Raw genomic sequence first — 16,142 nt, 5'->3', positions numbered from 1 at the left:
GATTCCACCGTGTGGAATATCGTCTCCGTGCTGCTCGCGGTCGGCCTGCTGACGCTGTTGATCGCATGGGGCAAGGTGCAGCCCCTGCTGGCCTTCGTGGCGGCATCGATCGCGGCGGCCCTGCTGCTCGGGGTGCCGCCGTCGAAGATCCCGGGTGCGATCGAGAAGGGCATCGGCGACCTGCTCGGCTCCCTGGTGGTGATCATCTGCCTGGGCGCCGTGTTCGGCAAGCTGATCGCCGACAGCGGGGCCGCGCGCCGCATCGCCACCTGCCTGGTCGACGCACTCGGGCCGTCGCGGATCCCGGTGGCGCTGACCGTCACCGGCTTCGTGGTCGGCATCCCGCTGTACTACAACGTCGGCTTCGTGCTGCTGGTGCCGCTGATCTTCTCGCTGGTGGTCAGCTCGGGGCGGCCGGCGGTGGCGCTCGCGATCCCGCTGCTGGCCGGGCTGTCGATCGCGCACGGCTTCCTGCCGCCGCATCCTTCGCCGGTGGCGCTCGTCTCGGCAATCCACGCCGACATGGGCACCACCTTGCTGTACGGGATCGTGGTGGCGGTGCCGACGCTGATCATCGCCGGGCCCGTGTTCGCGATGTCGCTGCGCCGCATCGAAGCGCAACCGGCGGCCATGTTCCAGGACGGTCGCGCGCTGCAGGAGGGCGAGCTACCGGGCATCTTCAACAGCTTCGCCACCGCGCTGCTGCCGGTGCTGCTGCTGGTGGCGACAACAGTGCTGATGATGGCGCGGCCCGACCTGAACGGCGCCGTTTCCTTCCTGGCCAATCCGCTGGTGGTGATGCTGGTGTCCTACGTGGTCGCGATCTGGACGCTGGGACTGGCGCAGGGGCGGCGCTTCTCCGTCGTGATGCAGGGCCCGGCGGAGGCGATGCGCGAGATCGCACCGATCCTGTTGATCATCGCCGGCGCCGGCGCACTGAAGCAGGTGCTGGTGGAATCGGGCGTCAGCGCCGATCTCGGCGCGCTGTTGTCCAGTCTTCCGGTGCCGCCGTTGGTACTGGGGTGGCTTGTGGCGACGGTGATCCGCATCTGCCTGGGATCGGCCACGGTGGCCGGCGTGACGGCCGGCGGCATCGTGGCGCCGCTGGTGCACAGCTCGGGCGTCGACCCGAACCTGATGGTGCTGGCCATCGGCGCGGGAAGCCTGATGTGCAGCCACGTCAACGACTCCGGCTTCTGGATGTTCAAGGAATATTTTGGCTTGTCCCTGAAGGATACCTTCCGCTCCTGGACCCTGATGGAGACCCTGGTGGGCGTGTTCGGCCTGCTTTTCGTGATGCTTCTGTCGCTGTTGTTGAATAGCTGAGGAAAAGATCGATGATGACAACACTTTCCGTACTTCCGCGCGCGCTCGCGCTGTCGCTCCTGCTGGCGGGCGCCGCGAACGCCGCATCCATCTCCGCCTACCAGACCATGCCCGAAGACCCGCGCGCCGTCGTGGTGCGCGCGAAAGGCGACGGCAAGGCCGACGACACGGCCGCGATCCAGCAGGCGCTGGATTCGGCCGCCAACAAGGGCCAGGGCGGCATCGTGTTCCTGCCGTCGGGACGCTATCGCATCACGCGCTCGCTGCTGATCCCGCTGGCCGTGCGCCTGTATGGCGTCGGCCCGACCCGGCCCGTGTTCGTGCTGGCCGAGAACACGCCTGGGTACCAGAAGGGCGTGGCCAATATGGTCATCTTCACCGGCGGCGACCAGTACAGCGTCGGCAAGGTACCGATGCCGGTACCGAGCGCGGTACCGTTCAGCGCCGAGGAAGGCAAGGCGGTCCGAAACGCCAACTCCTCGACCTTCTACTCGGCGCTGTCCAACGTCGACTTCGAGATCAAGGACGGCAACCCGGCCGCCGCCGCGGTGCGCATGCACACGGCCCAGCACTCGAACCTGAGCCACATCGACTTCCATCTTGGGTCTGGCCTGGCCGGCGTCTACCAGGTCGGCAACGTGGCCTACAACCTGCGCTTCTACGGCGGCCGCTACGGCATCCTGAGCGAAAAGACCTCGCCGGCATGGCAATTCACGCTGATGGATTCGACGTTCGAGGGCCAGCGCGACGCCGCGATCCGCGAGCATGAGGCCAGCCTCACGATGATCAACACGGAAATCAAGGACACCCCGGTCGGCGTCGAGATCAACCGCGGTTATGGCGACTGGCTGTGGGGCAAGGACGTGCGCTTCGAGAACGTCAGCAAGGCCGCGCTCATCGTCAGCAACGAAGACAATGTCTATACCCAGGTCGGCATGGAAAATGCCATCGCGCGCAATGTGCCGACGTTCGTCCGCTTTCGCGACAGCGGCAAGACACTGGCCGGCAAGGGCCGCGACTACGCCGTCAGCGAATTCAACTACGGCCTGTTCATCAAGCAGATGGGCGAACCGGGGTCGTTCTCGACCAACTACAAGACGGCGGCGCTGCCGTCGCCCTTGAAGGCGCCCGTCCGCGCCCTGCGCCCGCTGCCGGCGTCGAAGGAGTGGGCCAATGTGCACACCTACGGCGCGAAAGGCGACGGCAAGACCGACGACACGGCGGCGATCCAGAAGGCGATCGACAGCAACCGCGTGGTCTACCTGCCGCTGGGCTTCTATGTCGTCAACGACACCATCCGCATGCGGCCGGACACCGTGATCATCGCCCTGCACCCGGGCCTGACCCAGCTCCTGCTGCCGAACGGCTCGCCCAAGTTCCAGGGCGTCGACAGTCCCAAGGCGCTGCTCGAGAGCGCGCGCGGCGGCGAAGGCATCGTGTCCGGCATCGGCCTCGCGACCGGCGAGATCAACAACCGCGCGGTGGCGCTGCTGTGGCGTGCCGGTGAACACTCGCTGGTGGACGACGTGCGCATCCAGGGCGGCCATGGCACCCGCCTGTACGACGGCCGCCGCGCCGACCCCTACCAGAAGGATGCAAAATTCGACACCACCGCGCACTGGGACCGTCAGTATCCGAGCGTGTGGGTGACCGATGGCGGCGGCGGCACCTTCTCCGGCATCTGGTCGCCCAGCGGCTATGCCCAGGCCGGCTTCTACGTGACCAACACCACAACGCCGGGCAAGGTCTACGAACTGTCGGCCGAGCACCATATCCGCGCCGAGATCGTGTTGGACAACGTCGAGAACTGGGAATTCCTGGCGCCGCAGACCGAGGAAGAAATCCGCGACGGCGCCGATGCGGTGTCGCTGGAGATCCGCAATTCAAAGAACCTGCTGTTCGCGAACTATCACGGCTACCGCGTGACGCGTTCGTATAAACCGATGCCGGCGGCGATCCTGATCACCAATTCCAGCGACATCCGCTTTCGCAACGTGCACGTGAATGGCGAGAGCGGCTTCGCCACCTGCGACGACAATGGCTGCACCACCTATCTGCGCGCCAGCAAGTTCGCCTACGAGAACGCGATCCGCGACGTCTCCAACAAGCTCGAGGTGCGCGAGCGCGAGTTCGCCGTGTTCGACTACACCGGCAAGCAGCGCAAGGCGCCCGCCCCGCTGGGCAAGGTCGACAAGCTGGAAGGCGGTTTCTATTCGATCGCCGGCGCCACCGTCGATCCCAAGGGCAAGCTGTACTTCGTCGACCGCCACTGGAAGCGCATCTACAGCTATACGCGGGACGAGGGGCTGGTCGTGGTGCGCGATGCCCCGCTCGATCCGGTCAACCTGGCCATCGACAATAGCGGCAACCTGATGGTGATCTCGAACTACGGCCCGCAGGCCAGCGTCTATTCGTTCAAGCCTGGCACGCCGGGAACGGAGATCACGATGATCAAGCCGACCCCGGTCGCGCCTCGCCAGGGCGCGCGGGTCGCGGTGCCCGTCAACTTCTGGCAGAACGGCGAATTCAAGGACCAGCTGAACTACGATACCTTCGAATTCACGACCCTGGCCGAGATGTTCGCACGCGACGTCGCCCTGCCGAAGAAGGAAGAATACGTGTCGCCCGACGGCAGCCTGGTGCTGCCCGCCTACCGCGTGCTGCGCCAGGGCGCGGCGGACCACCTGGGCTGGCGCTGGGCCGATTCGCTGCAGGCCTTCGGCTTCGTCACCGCGCCGGTGGGCCAGCGCGTGGTGTTCACCAACGGCTCCGAGAACCGCACCTTCAGCGGCACCGTCAACGCTGGCGGCGGCATCACCGACCTCAAGCCGCTGGCCAACCGCGGCGGCGAGAGCGCAGCCGTCGGCCCGAACGGCGACGTCTATGTGGCCAATGGACAGGTCTTCGTCTATGGCAAGGACGGCAAGCAGAAGGGCCGTATCGACGTCCCGGAACGCCCGCTGCAGCTGATCTTCGGCGGTCTTGATAAACGCACGCTGTTCATCCTGACCCATCACTCGCTGTACTCGACCCGGATCAAGGATTGATGCGCGCGATCCGCATCCTGTGCGCGGCGCTGCTGGTGTCCGGCAGCGCCATCGCGCAGCAGCCCCCGGCCCCGCCTGTTATCGAGCTCTGGCCCGACGGCGCGCCCGGCTCCCAGGGCCGCCGGCACGAACCCGAAACGGTCAAGGACGGCGTCTACTTCAGCAATGTGCACGCGCCGTCGCTGACGGTGGCGCAGGCCGACCGCCGCCATGCCAACGGCGCCGCCGTGATCGTGGTCCCCGGTGGCGGGCACCGCATGCTGGTGTTCCAGAACGAGGGCATGGTGGCGGCGAAGACCCTGAACCGGATCGGCGTCACCGCCTTCGTGCTCAAGTACCGGCTGGCGCGCGATGGAAACTCGGGCTACAGCATCGAGGGCGATGCCGCCGGCGACCTGCGGCGCGCGGTACGCTGGGTGCGCGCCAATGCGGCGCGCTACGGCGTCGATCCCGAACGCATCGGCGTGATGGGATTTTCGGCCGGCGGCGAACTGGCGGCGCTGGTGGCCAATCATCCGGCGCCGGCACTCGCGTCTGGCGGCGATGCGCTGGACCGCCAGTCGGCCCGGCCCGACTTTCAGGTGCTGGTCTATCCTGGACCGCTCGGCAGCCCGGCCAGCGATGCGAACAACGCCCCGCCAGCCTTCCTGGTCGCCGGTTCGCGCGACGCCTGCTGCATGCCGCCCACGATCGCCCTGTACCAGCAGCTGGTGGCGGCCGGCGTCTCGGCCGAACTGCACCTGTATGCCGACACCGACCACGCCTTTAACATGGGTCAGCGCGGCGAGCGCGTCTCGCTGCAGCACTGGCCGGACCGGCTGGCCGACTGGCTGCTTGACGGCGGCTGGCTGGTGCCGCGCGCCGGACGCCGGCCCGAAGGCGTGCCCGCACCATAAGAACAGACAAGGAGACTCGATGAAACCAATGACATCCCTCGCCGCAGGCCTGGCCATGATGGCGATCGCCGTACCGGACAGCCTGGCCGAAGACCAGTTCAAGCTGCTGGTCCTGGCCACGCCCGGCAAATACCACTACGAATACATCCCGATCGCGCGCGACAACCTGGAGCGCCTGGCCAAGCTGCATTCGTTCGCGCTCACCTACACCGCCAAGACGCAAGTGTTCGAAGGCGACCTGAAACAGTATGCGGCGGTGATGTTCCTGAACACGCCGGGCGAGGAGCTCAACCCGGCGCAGCGCGCCAATTTCGAGGACTATATGCGCGGCGGCGGCAATGCCGTCGTGGTGCACCGTGCGGCGATCGCCAAGCCGAACGACTGGGTCTGGTTCGAGAAGATGGTGGGCCGCACGGTGGGGCTGCATCCGAAGCTGCAGACAGGGGTGGTGACCGTCGTCGACAAGCGCTTCCCCGCCACCTTCGGCCTGCCCGAGCGCTGGGTCTGGAGCGACGAGTTCTACACGTTCACCAATCCCTACAACGTGACGATCAATCCGGTGCTGAACGTGGACGAATCGAGCTACGACCCGACCCTGATCTGGCCGGGCCAGACGGTGAAGGGCATGGGCAAGGACCATCCCATCGCCTGGAACCACCAGTACGAGAAGGGCCGCGTGTTCGTCACCACGCTCGGGCACAACGGCGAGATGTACCGCGACCCGCAATACCTGGGCCACCTGCTGGGCGGGATCTACTGGGCGGCAACTGGATTGGGGCGAACCAGCGAAAGCCGTTAAATGGCTGAATGCCTGTGCCGCAGCTCGTCAAGCTGTCTTGCCAGGCATTCAGAAAACATGACCAACCTTGGAATCACCGGTGCCGGAAGACTATGCCGTTCCAGCAGCGTGTTGCCGATAACGCTCGATGTAGGCAATAACTTGCTGGGCCCCCTCGTCCGTCTCGACGAGTTCGATCGGTGTCCGCCCGCCCAAGTGCGCATTCGGTTCTCCCATCCATTTGAATGCCTTGCCACGACTCCCTGTCACAGGAAGCGCCAGTGCGACCACCTGTTCAAGCAAATCCGGTCGCGCATACCATGACTCCGGTTTCATTGTGGGCTTGCGCCCAGCAATCACCCGAGGCAATTGGGATTTGGCTAATTCTTCTAGAGTGATATGCGTGCGTACCCAGTGTGCGAGTTCAGCCAGCTCGCTGTTGGGAATGCGTTGCTGACTCCGGGATGGGACCACAAGTCCTATCTTTACCCTCGTATGGGCACGGATCAAATTCAATGCGGGAGCAATATCGGTATCGTTTGTTACGATCACAACCTGATCGACCTCACCCGTTATCGCATCGTGGTAAGCCTGCAGCGCGAGATTAACGTCAGACTGTTTTTCTTCAAGCTTCCATACGAGCGTTTCCTGGCAATCGCGTGGCCATGTTTCCGGGGCGGCCGGATTCACAAGCCTGGCTTTCGACTCAATCAACGAGTAGTAGCCTTCAATTAGTTCAATCTTTTCGCTATAAAGTTTACGCAGCGCCGTATGGTATCGCGCTTGTCACGACACCGAGTCGAGCGCTTTGGCAGCCTTTTCCAATATTTTGGCGGTGAAAAACTTGATGCTCAGAGGTAATAGCGCACTCTCAACCGGCGCACTGGAGGGAAGGATATGTTGCTCAAAAAGCGTCATCAGATCCAGCCACTTATATGGCGTACTCTTCAGGCAGCCATAATAAAGATTGTAGCCATCGATATAGATGCGGGTGCGCAACGGCGCGGTGGCTATGACCTGTACTTCTGCCATTTTCGCTCCGTAGAAATGAAAAAACCGGCTTGCGCCGGCTTCTTCCCCCGCGCCCCAGATGGTCATGCCACACCGGCGTCACGGATTAGTTGTTAAGGAGAGTGTATCAGGTTTGAGCAAAAAGATCTCGCCTCCGCAAACATCTTATCCTGGCTTGCACAAGCGCCGCCAGCCCAGCACCAGGCCGCTGAAGGTCAGCGCAAAGCCCAGCACGCACAGGACGATCACGACCACGTCCCACAACGGCCTGGTGCGCAGGAAGGCGAAGTCGAGCTGGTGCAGGCCGTTGAACAGCCAGCGGTCCCAGCGCTTGTCGCGGTCGACATAGCCGGCCAGGCGGCCCTGCGCTGGATCGATGTAGAACACTGGCGCTTCAGGCAGGTCGAAGCGCGCGCGCAAGACCGGAAAGGCTGCTTGGCGATGATGGCTGTAGTAATAATCGTCCGGTCCGGTGAGCAGTTCCGCCTGCATCGGCGCCCCGGGGCGGATCGCTTGCGCGGCAAGCAGCAGGGTGTCCCTCGGCACGCCAGGCACGGCGGCGCTGTCGCGCGTATCGACCAGCTTGCGTCCCTGGCGGCCGAGGGCACTCAGATACAGCTTGCCGCCCACGCGGCGCCATTCCAGTTCCAGGGTGCCGGGATGCGCGCGCAGCAGCGCGGCCGCATCCTGCGCCAGGTCGTGGCTGTCAAGCGCCCCGCCGGCGAATGCCTGCCGGTCGTGCGCGGTAACGCCGACGCCTGACGGAAAGCCGAACGGACCGACCGACAACCAGCCGCTGAACAGCCAGCTGATGACCAGCGCTCCGATACCGAGACCCAGCCAGTGGTGCCAGGCCTGCCAGCCCGTATAGGGCGACATCCGACCTCCCGCGTAACGGCGCCGCACACGCAGGCGCATGATGCTGATCACCATGCCCGTCACGGCCAGCACCATGGCCACGCCGGACGTCCACATCACGGCCTGGCGCCAGCCCTCGTCGTGCTTGCGCAGCGGCGTCACGTACACCCAATGGATGACGGAGCCGACCCAGTTCCAGGCGCGCTCGCTGCGGGTCGTGTCGCGCACCAGCTCCCCGGTGCGACCGGACACGTACAGGACACTGCCGGCATCATCGTCGGCGGCAACGCGGTACAGGGGCCGGTGCGCGCGCACGGCGCCGAAGGTCCATTGGTCCAGTTCGATCCTGTCGACTGCCAGCGAACGGGCATCGGGGGCCGCGCTGCGCGCGCTGCTCGAGACGATCAGGTAGTTCACTTCCAGCGGCGCGCCGCTGTCGGCCCATACCGAGTGCCAGCTGCGTTCGTGCTGGAAGTGCCACGCGGGGCGGCCCGCCACGGTATTCAGGCGCACCGCATCCGGTGCAGCGCTGCCTGTCCATGCTTCGGCGGCGCTCACCTGCACACGGTCCGGATCGAGCGGCGCCAGCCAGCCCATGCGCTCGCCTTCCGTCAGCTCCGGATACGGCACGTACATCATGACGATGCCGGAACCGAACCACAGCAGCACCAGGAGGCCGATTGCGATGCCCAGCCAGCGGTGCCACCAGTAGAGCTGACGCTTCCAGGAACTCACTTAGAGTCTATCCCGGTAGGTGGGGGGAAGCTCATGGCGATGCATGGCGGGCGTGAGCAAGGCGCGAGGAGGCCGCATGGCTAGCCATGCAACGACGAGCAACGCAGCGCACGCTTGCCAGACGCGCCAGGAGCGACTCCCACCTACCGGGATAGACTCTTAGTAACGCCAGTGGACGGTCAGCTCTGCATGACGCTCGTCGCCCAGCAGGTATTGCGACGAACCATACGAGGTGATCGCATACAGCCTGTCGGTCAGGTTGCGCAGGTTGAGCTGCAGCTGCACGTTGCGATTCAAGGACCAACCGATCGAGGCGTCCAGCGTGGTGTAGCCCGGCAAGGCCTGGGTGTTGGCATTGCTGATGAAGCGTTCGCCCACGTAGCGCAGGCCGGCGCCCGTGCGCCAGTCGCCGGCGCGGTGCGTCAGCCACAGGTTCGAGGAGACCTTCGGCACGTCGGCCGGGCGATTGCCGGCGCGCGAGACGTTGCCCGCTTCCACCAGCTCGTCGAACTCGGCATCGGTATAGGCCACGTTGGCATCCATGCGCCAGCCGGGGGCCAGGTTCACGCTGGCGCTCACTTCCGCGCCCTGCGAGGTCTGCGAGCCGCCCTGCACCGACAGCGCCGGATTGTCCGGATCGCGCGTGATGATGTCGTCCTTCCTGATCCGGTACAGCGCCGCCGTCCACGCGGCGCGGCCGCCGGCCAGCATCTGCTTGACGCCCGCCTCGACCTGGCGCGCGCCGGTCAGCTTGAACCTGCTGTTGGCCAGGGTCATCGACAGGAGGCTCGTCACCGGATCGCTGCCGGTGCTGACCTGGCCGTAGAGCGAGGTGTCCGGCGCCAGCCTCCAGCTCGCGCCGACGCGGACCGAGTTGGCGCGCAGGACGGTCTGAAAATGGCCGCTGTCGGCCAGCAGGTTGCGGCGGTCGATCGTGTAGCGGTCATGGCGTGCGCCCGCCGTCAGGAGCAGGCGCTCGTCCACGCGCCAGGCATCCTCCAGGTAGAAAGCATGGGTAGTGGTGTCGGTCGCGAAGTTCGGGCGGAACGGGTCCGGGGTGTCCCGGAAGCTCCCCGGGTCGAAGCCGCTTGGCGCCACCGTCGATGCGCCGCCATAGGGCGAGTTATTGGTGTGCTTGAAGTTGATGGTCGACGCTTCCCAGCCCGCCACCACCTGGTTGGCGCCGGTCTTCCAGCGCGCCTCCAGGCGGTTTGCCGTCTGCTCCTGGTCGTGGCGGATGCCGATGTAGTCGCTGCGGTCCACCACGTCGCGCACCGGGTCGTAGGCATACGACTCGATATTGCGCCAGTCGCGGCGCGAGGTGAAGTAGGCCAGTTCGTTGCTGATTTCCAGGTTCGGCGCCACTTGCCAGTTCAGGCGCGCGACGGCCTTGTCGTCGACGAAACGCAGCACGGCGTCGCCGGCATTGTAGTTCTCGTCGCGCAGCCATTCGGCCAGGCCGCCGTTCACCAGCGGCGTGCCGAAGTAGCGGATCGGCTCCTGCTCGGCATGATCGAGCTGGGCGTACAGGGTCACGCCGGGCGCGAGGATCGTCGTCATGCTGGTCAGGATCTTGCCGTGGCGGGACTCGCCGCGGTCGATGAAGCCGTCGCTGCGGCCGGCGTAAGCGTCGACGCGGAAGGCGCCCTGCTCGCCCAGCGCGCCGGTGGCGCCGATGCCGGCGCGCACAGACTCGCCGCCACCGATGCCGCCGAGGATCTCGAGCGAAGATGCGCGCCGCGGCGCCTTGCGCACGGCATTGACGATGGCGCCGGTGGTGCCGCTGCCGTGGACCACCGAACCGGGACCGCGCAGCACCTCGATCGTCTCGTAGCCCCAGGGATCGGCCGGATAGGTCGCGGTGGTGGAACCGACCAGCAGGCGCTGGCCATTCTCCAGGATCGCGATCGAGTTGTTGCCGTTGAAGCCGCGCGCCGAATAGCTGATGCCGCTGCCGGGCGAGCTGCTGTCGGTCAGGCCGGTGCTACGGGTCACCGCATCTTTCACCAGCAGGTCGCCGCGGGCGGCGATGGTGGCGGCGCTCAGGCTCTCGGCGCTGGCCGGCAGGTCGAGCGCGCTGATGTCCAGGCGGCTGCCGGTGGTGTTCGGGCGGCCGAGCGCCAGGCCTTCGTCACCGGCCGCGCCGCGAATCGTCACTGTGGGAAGGTCTTGTGCGAAGGCGCTGGCGGCGCACAGCAGGGCGATGGCCGCAGCGAGCGGGCGGGCTTGGAAAATGGCGTTCATTATTTGCTCTTGGTTTGCACCGGTTCGATCAGCACCAGCTGGCCGGTCTCGGGATCGCGATAGACTTCGCCGACGCGATCGTAGCCGCTGCCATCCTGGGTCACGCCGCTGGCGGGACGCTCGATCTGGCGGCCCTTTTCCACCGGCTGCGGGGTTTTCAGGGCCCCTTGCGCGCCGGCGATGGCGGCGATCAGGCCGCAGGCGAACACCAGCATCACGTCGACCAGGTTGACGAGGCTGGCGCGCGGATCTTCGTCGCTCTGGTCGAAGCGCGCGTCGAGGTGGCGGTATAGCCGCAGCTTGCCGCGCCCACTCATGCTGGCTGCTCCATGGCGTCCAGCGTCTCTTCATACCAGCGGCGGCGCAGCTTGCCGATCACCAGGCCGCCGATGCCCGCCACCAGGCCCAGCACAGTGGCGTCGAAGGCGACGGTCACGGCGCTGGCCAGCTTGGCCGGATCGCCTTCGCCCAGCGCCGCCAGGCCTGGTCCGAGCGGGATGATGGTGGCCATCAGGCCCAGCATCGGCGGGATGCGCGCCAGCAGGTCGGCGCGTTCCAGGCGGTGGCGGGCAATGCGCTGCACCGCCTCGACGTCGCCGCTGTCGCGCAGCCTGGCCAGGCCGTGGAAGCGTTCGCCGACGGCGATGCCGGATTCGACCAGCGCGATCGCGCAGCCGGCCAGCAGCGCCACCAGGGACGGCGCGAGCAGCCAGCTGACGGCGTCGTGCAGCCAGGCGTAGGAAAGGGTTTCGATCATGGGTGACTCCTGAGAGGTTGAGGGATGTGCCGGCCGCGCCACAGGCCGAGCGAGAACAGGGCGAGGCAGGCGGCCAGGATGGCCAGCACCTGCACGATGCGCAGCGCGGCAGGCTGCGCGGGTTCGGGTTGCTGCTTCAGTTCGTAGACGCGCATTGGCGCGGGCGCCGGCGCTGGCGGCGCAGCTTCGGTCCCTTCACCAGCGTCGGGCGCTGCAGCCTGCTGCGCCGGGGCGGCGACGGAAGGGACGGATGTGGCCACTGCCGGCAGCAGCTCGCCGCGCGCCTTGGCAAGCGTCACACCGAGCTTTTGCGCATCCGCGCCATCCAGCTGCGGCGCCAGCCAGCCCCACATCGGGTGATCGGGCGCCGTGTGGCCGCTGCCCGGCAGGCCGTTGGCCGCGACCAGACGCGCGAGCTCTCCGCCCATGCGGCGGATGGTTTCGGGATCGGTCTTCCAGAATCCTTTTTCTGCCGCCACCATGAACACCGCCAGCATGTGCGCCTTGACGTGCGCGTTGTGACGCTGGCCCAGGAATTCCGGCAGGCCGAGCTTGTGCCGGTCATCAAAGTAGACGGCTTTCACTTCGTCCCAGGCCCAGTTCTTGACCAGGTCGGGCCGCGTCACCTGCCAGCCCCACAGGTTCTCGATGAATTCCTGGCCCATGGTGCGCGCACCGGAATAACCGTTGTCCATCAGCGGGCGCAGCCAGGCCGGGTTCAGGAAGCGTCCGCGCAGCTCGCCCAGCAGGGCGCTGGCGAGCGGCTCGACGTCGGCCTGGCCCGGCTGCGCATGCTGCAGGATCAGCGCGTCCGGCACGCGCCCGGTGCGCGTCTCGACCGCGAGCGACAGGCCGCCCAGGTAGTCGAAGGCGTCGTTGTTGTCGAGCAGGCCATACAGATTGCTGGCGCGGCCGTGATAAGTGCGGTGGATGCCGTCCAGCGCCACGTCGAAAGCGCGGTGGCTGGAGGCGCCCTCGGCATCAAGGCCATAGGCATGGCCCATGCGGTTGCGGTAGGCGCGCCCGATCTCTTCGCGCTCGCGCCAGGCGCCCGAACGCTCGGCAAGGCGGTTCACGCCAGTGCCGTAGGCGCCCGGCGCATCGCCGAACACGCGCAGCGCGGCGGCCCGCCCTGCTTCGCCGGCCGCCATGCCGCCCGCCGCCAGCGCGCGCTGGCGCGTCAACCACTCGCGCGCCACGCGGTTGTTCGTGGCCGGCTCGCTGCCCCAGTCCTTGCCATCCCCTGCGCCCTCGATCGGCGCCAGCGCCGCCTGCAGGGCTTCGCGCAAGCCCGGATCCTGATCGACCAGCGTCTGCGCCGACGCCGCCAGCGCCAGCCGGCCGGCGCGGTCGATCAGGCGGATCAGGTTCGGGTACAGGTCGCGGAACAGGCCGGAAGTGGTGACCACCGCATCGCGTCGCACGGCGCCGGGCGTGAGCTTCACGTCGGTGACGATGCCGCGCGCATTCCACACCGGCTCGGCGCCCATCATCGCCAGCGCGAAGCCGACCATCACGCCTTCGTCGCGCACGGCATCGGAGGCCCACAGGATGATGCCTTCGCTGCCCTCGCCAACTTTGTCGCGCTCGGCGGCCTTGCCCGCCATCTGCCGGCCGAGCCCAAACCCGAGGCGGGTCGGCAGGATGTCGCCGTCGACCGCGTGGAAGTTGCGGCCGGTCGGCAGCGCCTCCGGCGAGCGCAGTGGATCGTTGCCCTTGCCCGGCTCGATGTAGCGGCCATCCAGGCCGGCCAGCAGCGCCGCCATCTCGCGCCGCGGCGAGTCGCGCAGTTTATGGGCGACGTCGGGATCGTCGATGCCGCTCTTCTTCATCGAGTCGAGCATCAGGTCGAGCGACGCGCGGTCCCACGGCCTGCCGAAGACGTGCAGGCCGTGGGGCATGAATTTCTCCTGCAGCTTGGTCAGATAGTGGCCGATCTCGTGCGCCAGCAGGTCGTCGTCGGCCGCATCGAAACCGATGCCGCGCACCTCGAGCACGTCGGACATCGACGCTTCCAGTTCGGCGCGCAGGTTCAGGGCCACGACCCGCTCGCGCATCAGCTGCGCGGCCTGGGTCTTGAGCGATTCGGACGACGCGGCCTCGAAGCTTTCGACGATCTGGCGCAGCGACAGCAGCTCGTCGTACAGCGGCGTGGTGGCCAGCGGCGGCGTCAGGTGGTCGACGATGACGGCCAGGCCGCGGCGCTTGGCCTGCGTGCCTTCGCCGACGCCGTCGACGATATACGGATAGATGCCCGGCAGGTCGCTCGCGATGAGGCTCGGATAGTCGTCGCTCGACAGGCCGACGGCCTTGCCCGGCATGAACTCGTAGGTCGAGTGGCGGCCCACGTGCACCACGGCGTCGGCCTTGAAGCGGTCGCGGATCCAGTGGTAGAAGCCCAGGAACTGGTGCGGCGGCGTGATGCTGGTGTTCGCGTGCAGCAGTTCCTCGTCCACTTCCCAGCCGCGCGGCGGCTGCGGGCCGATGAAGACGTTGCCGAACACCAGTCCCGGCACCAGCATCCTGCCACCGTCGACCATCACCTTGCCCGGCGCCGGCCCCCAGCCGCGCATGCCTTCGATGCCGTAGCCGATCAGGCGCCGATAAAGGGGAGCAAGCGACTGGCAGGGGCGTGGCTTGACGTCGTCCAGGCAGGAAAAATAACCCTCTTCCAGCGCATGCAGGTCGCGCGTGGCCTGCACGCGCTGCGGATGGTCGACGCCCTCGACCAGGTGCAGCAGCTCCTCGATCACGGTTTCGGCCTGTTTGCGGCCCAGCGCGCGCTCGCCGGCCTTCTCGGCCGCCAGCACGTCGGCATGCAGGCGGCCCAGCAGGCCGTCCTGCATCTCGCCCCGCACCCGCGGCGACAGGGTCGCAAACCAGCGCGCGTAATCCTGGGCCGTGACGCCGTTGACGGTACCGGCCATCTCGCGCAGCGCGGCGCGGTCTTCCGGCAGGTTGACGCCGCGCGCCATGATCATGTCGAGCAGCGCCTCGGGCGAGGCCGGCAGCTCGCCGACCGTGTAGCCGGCGGCCTTCAGGGCATGCAGCATCTCGAACAGCGAGTCCGGCACGTTGAGGTTGTCGGCGCCGATGTTCTGGCGGCCCGGCGGATGGTTGTAGTAGACCACCGCGACCTTCTTGTCGGCGTTCGATTTGGCGCGCAGCGCCAGCCAGCGCGCCACGCGCCCCGACAGGCGGTCGACTTCGGCCGGCAGCAGCACCGGAGGACGGTTCTCGATGCCGGTCTGGCGGTCGCGCTCGGCCTGGCCCAGGGCCGCCACCACCATCGGCTGGCCGATGCCCTGCAGCTCGGGCAGCGCTACGCGGTACTGTACCGAGTCGGGCGGCAGGCCGTCGGGCGACAGCTGCCACTGCATCGCGGTGCGGTCCGACAGGCGGATCGCCTTGAACACCGGGATGTCCAGACGCTTGAAAGCCTCCTCCACTGCCGCCCGGCCCTCCGCGGCGCCGACCACGAAGTCCTGCAGCACCACCAGTGCGGCCGGCTTGGCCGGCGCCACCAGCTGCGGCAGGCGCTCCAGCGCCTCGCGCGAGGCGCCGCCCCAGCGCGTCAGCAGCTGCACGCAGGGCTGGCCGAGTTCCTCGATGCGGCGGCACAAGGCGGCGGGCACCACGCCATCCATGTTCGCCAGGTCGAGCACGACCACGGTCGGCCGGTCCTGCAGGCCGAGCTTCGAGGCATTGCCCCAGGCGGCGGCGTCCTGCAGCTCGCGCTGTCGCGCGCGCAGGCGCAGGGTCGGCTCGGGCTGCGGATCGGCAAGGGCCGTGCCTGGCGCAAGCAGGTGCCGCATCAGCTCCGTGGTGTTGTCGACGCCGCCCGCCTGCCACACGCGGCGCGCTGCCAGCCAGTGGCGGGCGGCGGGCTCCAGCTCGGCCGCCTGCAGCGCGGCCGGCGGCGGGGCCTCGCCCGCCAGCTGGCGCAGCAGCTCGGGCGAGAAGCCGGCCAGGCTGCCGTGGCGGGAGCGCGTCATCAGGTTCAGGGTCGCCTCGCCATTCAGCGCCAGCACGGCGGTGTCCGGCCTGGCATGGCGCGCCAAGGCATCCTTCATGCGGCGCGCCGGGTCGCCGAACAGCGACACCGCCAGGATGGTGTTGGCGCCGGCGATCCACTGTCCCACTTCGCGCTCGCCCGCCGCCATCAGCTGGGCCGGGGTGCGCAGCAGGATGCGGTCGCGCGGATGGCTGGCCAGGTGGCGGTGGGCGGCCTCGATGGCGCCCGGCGCGGCGCGCTCGGTGACCACGGCGAACAGGGTGGCGGCGCTGGCGTGCTGGAAGCCCGGCATGCAGGCGAGCAGGAACGTCAGCACGGCGCAGATGCGGACAAGGAGAAGCGTGTTCATGTTGAACGTCGACCTTTTAGCAGCGCGCTAGACGCGCGCATGACAACAGGCAGCCGCCATCCTTCCACGATGAACAGGGACGCTTGCGCGCACGCCAGGAGGGCGCACGACCGCCTTGGCGACAGC

Annotated in this window: 11 protein-coding genes; 4 read left to right on the top strand and 7 right to left on the bottom strand. The window is 67.4% G+C overall.

Going from position 1 to position 16,142, the window contains the following annotated elements; all coding sequences use genetic code 11:
* The first annotated feature begins 9 nt into the window (after positions 1–9).
* Genes DIR46_RS14655 through DIR46_RS14640 form a run of 4 tightly spaced genes read left to right on the top strand, consistent with a single transcriptional unit; the run spans position 10 to position 6,068 of the window.
* The gene (locus DIR46_RS14655) at positions 10–1,326 is read left to right on the top strand and encodes a gluconate:H+ symporter (RefSeq protein ID WP_109345888.1); all 1,317 of its coding nucleotides are present in this window, start codon (positions 10–12) and stop codon (positions 1,324–1,326) included.
* An 11-nt stretch (positions 1,327–1,337) separates the two neighbouring features.
* On the top strand, positions 1,338–4,373 hold the full coding sequence (locus DIR46_RS14650) for a glycosyl hydrolase family 28-related protein (protein WP_205288981.1): 3,036 nt from the start codon (positions 1,338–1,340) through the stop codon (positions 4,371–4,373).
* Entirely contained in the window at positions 4,373–5,269 is an 897-nt protein-coding gene (locus DIR46_RS14645) for an alpha/beta hydrolase (RefSeq protein ID WP_109345887.1), read from the top strand. The genes DIR46_RS14650 and DIR46_RS14645 overlap by 1 nt, the downstream gene beginning before the upstream one ends.
* 19 nt (positions 5,270–5,288) lie before the next feature.
* On the top strand, positions 5,289–6,068 hold the full coding sequence (locus DIR46_RS14640; protein WP_229446261.1) for a ThuA domain-containing protein: 780 nt from the start codon (positions 5,289–5,291) through the stop codon (positions 6,066–6,068).
* 90 nt (positions 6,069–6,158) lie between these two features.
* Here the strand turns inward: DIR46_RS14640 and DIR46_RS14635 are convergent, their stop codons facing one another.
* The 7 genes from DIR46_RS14635 to DIR46_RS14610 form a co-directional block, all read right to left on the bottom strand.
* Positions 6,159–6,761, bottom strand: coding sequence for an antitoxin Xre/MbcA/ParS toxin-binding domain-containing protein (locus DIR46_RS14635; protein WP_282433151.1), 603 nt, complete (start codon positions 6,759–6,761; stop codon positions 6,159–6,161).
* A 72-nt stretch (positions 6,762–6,833) separates the two neighbouring features.
* Positions 6,834–7,145: an NYN domain-containing protein gene (locus tag DIR46_RS27635; RefSeq protein WP_282433150.1), complete on the bottom strand. Its 312-nt coding sequence runs from the start codon at positions 7,143–7,145 to the stop codon at positions 6,834–6,836.
* 78 nt (positions 7,146–7,223) lie between these two features.
* Positions 7,224–8,651 carry a PepSY domain-containing protein gene (locus DIR46_RS14630; RefSeq protein WP_109345885.1) on the bottom strand — a complete coding sequence of 476 codons (1,428 nt, stop codon included), beginning with the start codon at positions 8,649–8,651 and terminating at the stop codon, positions 7,224–7,226.
* 159 nt (positions 8,652–8,810) lie between these two features.
* On the bottom strand, positions 8,811–10,895 hold the full coding sequence (locus DIR46_RS14625; RefSeq protein ID WP_109345884.1) for a TonB-dependent receptor: 2,085 nt from the start codon (positions 10,893–10,895) through the stop codon (positions 8,811–8,813).
* Positions 10,895–11,212 carry a hypothetical protein gene (locus DIR46_RS14620; protein ID WP_109345883.1) on the bottom strand — a complete coding sequence of 106 codons (318 nt, stop codon included), beginning with the start codon at positions 11,210–11,212 and terminating at the stop codon, positions 10,895–10,897. The genes DIR46_RS14625 and DIR46_RS14620 overlap by 1 nt, the downstream gene beginning before the upstream one ends.
* Positions 11,209–11,652, bottom strand: a complete 444-nt coding sequence (locus tag DIR46_RS14615) for a MotA/TolQ/ExbB proton channel family protein (RefSeq protein ID WP_109345882.1) — start codon at positions 11,650–11,652, stop codon at positions 11,209–11,211. Before DIR46_RS14615 ends, DIR46_RS14620 begins: the two co-directional genes overlap by 4 nt.
* A complete protein-coding gene (locus DIR46_RS14610; RefSeq protein WP_109345881.1) occupies positions 11,649–16,016 on the bottom strand; it encodes a cobaltochelatase subunit CobN in 4,368 nt (1,455 codons plus the stop codon). Before DIR46_RS14610 ends, DIR46_RS14615 begins: the two co-directional genes overlap by 4 nt.
* Between the last annotated feature and the right edge of the window lie 126 nt (positions 16,017–16,142).

The organism is Massilia oculi (assembly GCF_003143515.1).
Classification (GTDB): Bacteria; Pseudomonadota; Gammaproteobacteria; order Burkholderiales; family Burkholderiaceae_D; genus Telluria; species Telluria oculi.
Note: the sequence above shows the minus strand (reverse complement) of the source record. Positions and strands in the feature narration are given on the sequence as shown.

Excerpts from the sequence above, each read along its gene's own strand:
- DIR46_RS14625 (WP_109345884.1), bottom strand. The coding sequence starts at position 10,895 with ATGAACGCCATTTTCCAAGCCCGCCCGCTCGCTGCGGCCATCGCCCTG.
- DIR46_RS14645 (WP_109345887.1), top strand. The coding sequence starts at position 4,373 with ATGCGCGCGATCCGCATCCTGTGCGCGGCGCTGCTGGTGTCCGGCAGC.
- DIR46_RS27635 (WP_282433150.1), bottom strand. The coding sequence starts at position 7,145 with ATGACCATCTGGGGCGCGGGGGAAGAAGCCGGCGCAAGCCGGTTTTTT.
- DIR46_RS14640 (WP_229446261.1), top strand. The coding sequence starts at position 5,289 with ATGAAACCAATGACATCCCTCGCCGCAGGCCTGGCCATGATGGCGATC.
- DIR46_RS14650 (WP_205288981.1), top strand. The coding sequence starts at position 1,338 with ATGATGACAACACTTTCCGTACTTCCGCGCGCGCTCGCGCTGTCGCTC.
- DIR46_RS14610 (WP_109345881.1), bottom strand. The coding sequence starts at position 16,016 with ATGAACACGCTTCTCCTTGTCCGCATCTGCGCCGTGCTGACGTTCCTG.
- DIR46_RS14615 (WP_109345882.1), bottom strand. The coding sequence starts at position 11,652 with ATGATCGAAACCCTTTCCTACGCCTGGCTGCACGACGCCGTCAGCTGG.
- DIR46_RS14620 (WP_109345883.1), bottom strand. The coding sequence starts at position 11,212 with ATGAGTGGGCGCGGCAAGCTGCGGCTATACCGCCACCTCGACGCGCGC.